The organism is Microbacterium sp. C448, assembly GCF_000582705.2.
Lineage (GTDB): Bacteria > Actinomycetota > Actinomycetes > Actinomycetales > Microbacteriaceae > Microbacterium > Microbacterium lacus_A.
The window spans coordinates 1-3,894 of sequence record NZ_HG779628.1 but is presented as its reverse complement, the minus strand read 5'-3'; the positions used below and the strand labels follow the sequence as shown (position 1 = coordinate 3,894).

Genomic DNA, 3,894 nt, shown 5'->3' with positions numbered 1-3,894 from the left:
CGATCGCTTGACGAGCATCGCCCAGTCCGTGCAAGATCGGCTGCTCGAAATCGTACCGATGGCGCAGCGACCACATCTTGTGTGCGGGTTGCGCCAGATAGCTTCGTTGGATCCGCGAAACTGGGCAGCGTTCGTTGTGAGCCCGATCTCGACGCTACGGAGCGACGCGCCCGGAGCGCTGCTGCGCCGCGCACAGCAGATGCACACGGCTCTCTGGACCGAAACGTTCGGGCAGACAATAACCGGGCCCCAGTTCGCCGCCGTTCAGACTCTCGCGCAATATCCCGGTATCAGTCAGCGCAACCTGGGTGAGCGAGCGGCGCTCGACAAGTCCACGGCCGCCGACATCATCGCCCGCCTCGCGCGGAGAGGATGGATCGCACGAGAAAATGATCCGCTCGATCGTCGCCTGCGGCTCCTGACGTTGACGACGACAGGGAAACAGACGGCGGAGTCGACTTTCACGCCGGTCATGCAGGTACAAGAACGGCTTCTCGAACCCGTGCCCGCACCGGAGAGGGAGCGCTTCCTCGAGGCGCTCGCCGTGTTGGCGTACTCACGCAACACCTGAGATGTTCACGGGTCAGCCGGAGCGAGATCCGACTCCGGTGCCGCGGGCACGCGATGCCCGGCCCGATCGAGCGCGTTGCGCGCGCGCCGCAGATAGTCGCCGAACTGCTCGCGTTCGCTCTCCGACAGATCCGACACCAGCAGATCCTCGAGCGCCTCGACCTGCGGCGTCAGACCCGCAACGGCCTCCGCGCCGCTCTCGGTGAGGAAGAGCAGGATGCGACGACGGTGCAGGGGATCGCTCTCGCGCCGGACGTACCCGGAATCGAAGAGCGGGTCCATCGTCGCGGCCATGGTCTGCGCGCGTACGAACGAGCGCCGCGCAAGCTCTGAGCTCGTGATGCCGGGACGTCGGGCGAGCACCGTCATCGCCGTGTACTGGGCCGCGGTCATGCCGGCCGCCGCGCAGGCCTCGAACAACCGTGGACGCAAAGCCAGGTCGAGCTGTTTGATGATGTACACGAGTCCACGACTGCTCTCCACGTGCTCCTCCTCCCGCCGCGGTTCAGGGTAGCGCGTTCGGGTCGCTTCGTCCCGGTCGCGAGTTTCAGTTATCCTGAATATGAATCGATGCGCAGTCGCTCGGATTCACGCTCATGCTCAAAGGAGAAGCCATGACGCCATCTACCGAAGTCGTTCGCTTGGACGGTCGTGTCGCCATCGTCACCGGCAGCGGTCGAAGCCTCGGGCGTGCCTATGCCCTCGCGCTTGCAGACGCGGGTGCCGCCGTCGTCGTCAACGATGTGGACCCCGTGACGGCTGCCGAGACGGTGGCCGCCATCACCAGCACGGGCGGGCGAGCCGTCGCCGTCGTCGCGCCGGTCGGCCCCGCGAGCACGGCGGAGGCGCTGGTCGACGCGGCCCTGACGCAGTTCGGGCGCCTCGACGTCTTGATCGCCAACGCGGGCGTGCTGCGCGACCGCGTCCTGTGGAAGATGTCGGACGAGGACTTCGACGCCGTGGTCGACACGCACCTGCGGGGCACGTTCACGTGCGGCCGTGCCGCCGCGATCGCCATGCGCGAGCAGGGCGACGGCGGACGAATCGTTGTGATCGGGTCGCCCGCGGGCCAGTTCGGCAGCTTCGGACAAACGAACTACGCCGCGGTGAAGGCGGGTGTCGTCGCGATGGCCCGCACCTGGTCGCTCGAACTCGCGCGGGCCGGAATCACCGCGAACGCGGTGATCCCCACGGCCCTCTCGCCGATGACGGCGACGATACCCGCGTACACGCAGGTCTACGAGGACTTCCTCGCGACCGGCGAGATTCCGCGCGAATACCGAAGCAGCCACGCTCTGGGAACCCCCGAGGACGTTGCGCCGCTGCTGGTCTGGCTCGCCTCCGAGCGCTCTGCACACGTCACCGGTCAGGCCATCGGGATCGGCGGCGATCGACTCACCCTGTATGCGCACCCGTCAGCGCTCCGCACCCTCGACCACGACGGCGGCTGGAGCGCCGAGCGGATCGACGAGGCGTGGCGAGACGATCTGGGCGCTCTGGCCCAGACATCCGGTCCGCCGGACCTGTCCTGACGCGCGGTCATGGCTACGGCGATGAAGGGGTACTACAGCGACGTCTGGCAGGCGCTCGGGCGCGCGATGCCCGACCGCACCGCGATCGTCGCCCCCGACGAACGCATCAGCTACCGACGGTTCACGGATGCAGCGGGCTCGCTCGCTCGCCATCTGACCGAACGGGGCCTGGGGCCGGGCGACGGCCTCGGGATTCTGCTCTACAACCGGCCCGAGTACCTCGTCGCCTTCTACGCGGGATTCGCGACGGGGATCGCTCCAACGCCCATCAACTACCGGTTCCGTCCCGCCGAGGTCGCCGGGCTGCTCAACGACAGCAGCGCTGGCGCCCTGCTCTATCCGGCCTCGCTGGCCGATGTCGTCGCGGAGGCCGTGCTGCTGTGCGCCATCCGTCCCGCGCTCATCGAGATCGACGACGTGGGCGCGGGAACGGGTCCCGTGCTCGCCGGGGCGACCAGCTACGTCGATGTCATCGCGACGCCCGGGCGGTTGCCCGAGACACCCCCGCCCGGCGGCGAGCTCCGCCTCTACACGGGCGGAACCACGGGCCGGCCGAAGGCCGTGCTCTGGGGCGCGGAGGACATCCTGGACGTTCAGCTGTACTCGATCTACGACTCGGTCGGCGTCCGCCCACCGACCGATATGACGCAGGCCGTCGGCATCGCCCTCTCCCCCGAAACGCCCCGCGTCGTGAGCCTGCCGCTCGCCCCGTTCATGCACGGCACGGCGCTGTTCACCTCCATCAACACGTTGATCCTCGGCGGCACGGTCGTTGTCACCTCCTCCCCCCGCCTCGACGCCGACGACGCGGTGCGCCTGAGCATCGAAGAGGGCGTTACGCGGCTCATAGTGGCGGGTGACGCGATCGCCCTCCCCCTCGCCGCCGCCGCCGAACAGGCAGGCATCACGCGGCTCGGGCGCGTCTCGTCGGCGATCAGTTCGGGGATGCGCTTCGGAGACGTGGCCAAACGTCGCCTGCACGATCTCGGACTGACATCGATCATCGACCTGCTGGCCTCGACCGAAGGCGGGCCCTTCGCCGTGAATGTCACGACATCGGTCGAGGATGTGCCGGGCACTTTCCGGCTCATGCCGGGCGCCGTCGTGCTGGACGAGCAGCAGGAAGAGGTGCAGCACACGGTCGGCGCCCGCGGCATCCTCGCATTCCGGGGGACCCTGCCGCGAGGCTACCTGGGCGATGAGGAGAAGACGCGTGCGACCTTCCCCGAACTCCGCGGAGTCCGACACGTCGTGCCCGGCGACTGGGTGCGCGTGCTGCCCGAGGGAGCGGTCGAGCTGCTCGGCCGTGGCAGCGCCGTCGTCAACACCGGGGGCGAGAAGGTCTACCCGGTCGAGGTGGAAGAAGCTTTGTTGACCCACGCATCCGTCGCGGATGCCGTGGTCTTCGGCATGCCCGACGCCCGCTTCGGCGAGGTCGTCACCGCCGTCGTCGTGCCGGCGCCCGGCGCGACGGTCGACACGGAACAGTTGCGCGATCACGTCGGTGCGCGCCTGGCCGGCTACAAGAAGCCGCGCAACGTCTTCGTCCGCGAGAGCCTCGAACGCACACCGCACGGCAAGGTCGACATGCTTCGACTGAAGGAGAGCGTGGCCGCTGAGCTCACGGTCGACTGAAGAGCCGGCGCATAACAGCGAGGGTCAGTCTCGTTCGGCCAGGATCCGCTCGAACCATGCGAGCGTCGCGCGCGTCATATCGGCGGGTTGACCGGATGCCTCGAGCTCTGCCAGTGATGCGCGCACCTCTTGTTCACGGCGCGGCTCGTCTCGGGCT

Annotated in this window: 4 protein-coding genes; 3 read left to right on the top strand and 1 reads right to left on the bottom strand. The window is 68.4% G+C overall.

Annotation, left to right across the window (positions count from 1 at the left end; translation table 11 throughout):
* Positions 1-571 (top strand): MarR family winged helix-turn-helix transcriptional regulator (locus tag MIC448_RS04850; RefSeq protein ID WP_144237982.1); only part of this gene is annotated, 571 nt, incomplete at its 5' end.
* Positions 572-576: 5 nt separating this feature from the next.
* Here MIC448_RS04850 and MIC448_RS04845 read toward each other — a convergent pair.
* Positions 577-1,053 carry a MarR family winged helix-turn-helix transcriptional regulator gene (locus MIC448_RS04845; RefSeq protein WP_198517758.1) on the bottom strand — a complete coding sequence of 159 codons (477 nt, stop codon included), beginning with the start codon at positions 1,051-1,053 and terminating at the stop codon, positions 577-579.
* A 131-nt stretch (positions 1,054-1,184) separates the two neighbouring features.
* Between MIC448_RS04845 and MIC448_RS04840 the strand changes: the two genes are divergently transcribed.
* Both MIC448_RS04840 and MIC448_RS04835 read left to right on the top strand, forming a co-directional pair.
* The gene (locus MIC448_RS04840; RefSeq protein WP_036296822.1) at positions 1,185-2,102 is read left to right on the top strand and encodes an SDR family NAD(P)-dependent oxidoreductase; all 918 of its coding nucleotides are present in this window, start codon (positions 1,185-1,187) and stop codon (positions 2,100-2,102) included.
* A 9-nt stretch (positions 2,103-2,111) separates the two neighbouring features.
* A complete protein-coding gene (locus MIC448_RS04835; RefSeq protein WP_081766195.1) occupies positions 2,112-3,737 on the top strand; it encodes an AMP-binding protein in 1,626 nt (541 codons plus the stop codon).
* Positions 3,738-3,894: the final 157 nt, after the last annotated feature.

Bases quoted from the DNA above. Each gene is read 5' to 3' on its own strand.
- MIC448_RS04840 (WP_036296822.1), top strand. From the start codon at position 1,185: ATGACGCCATCTACCGAAGTCGTTCGCTTGGACGGTCGTGTCGCCATC.
- MIC448_RS04835 (WP_081766195.1), top strand. From the start codon at position 2,112: ATGGCTACGGCGATGAAGGGGTACTACAGCGACGTCTGGCAGGCGCTC.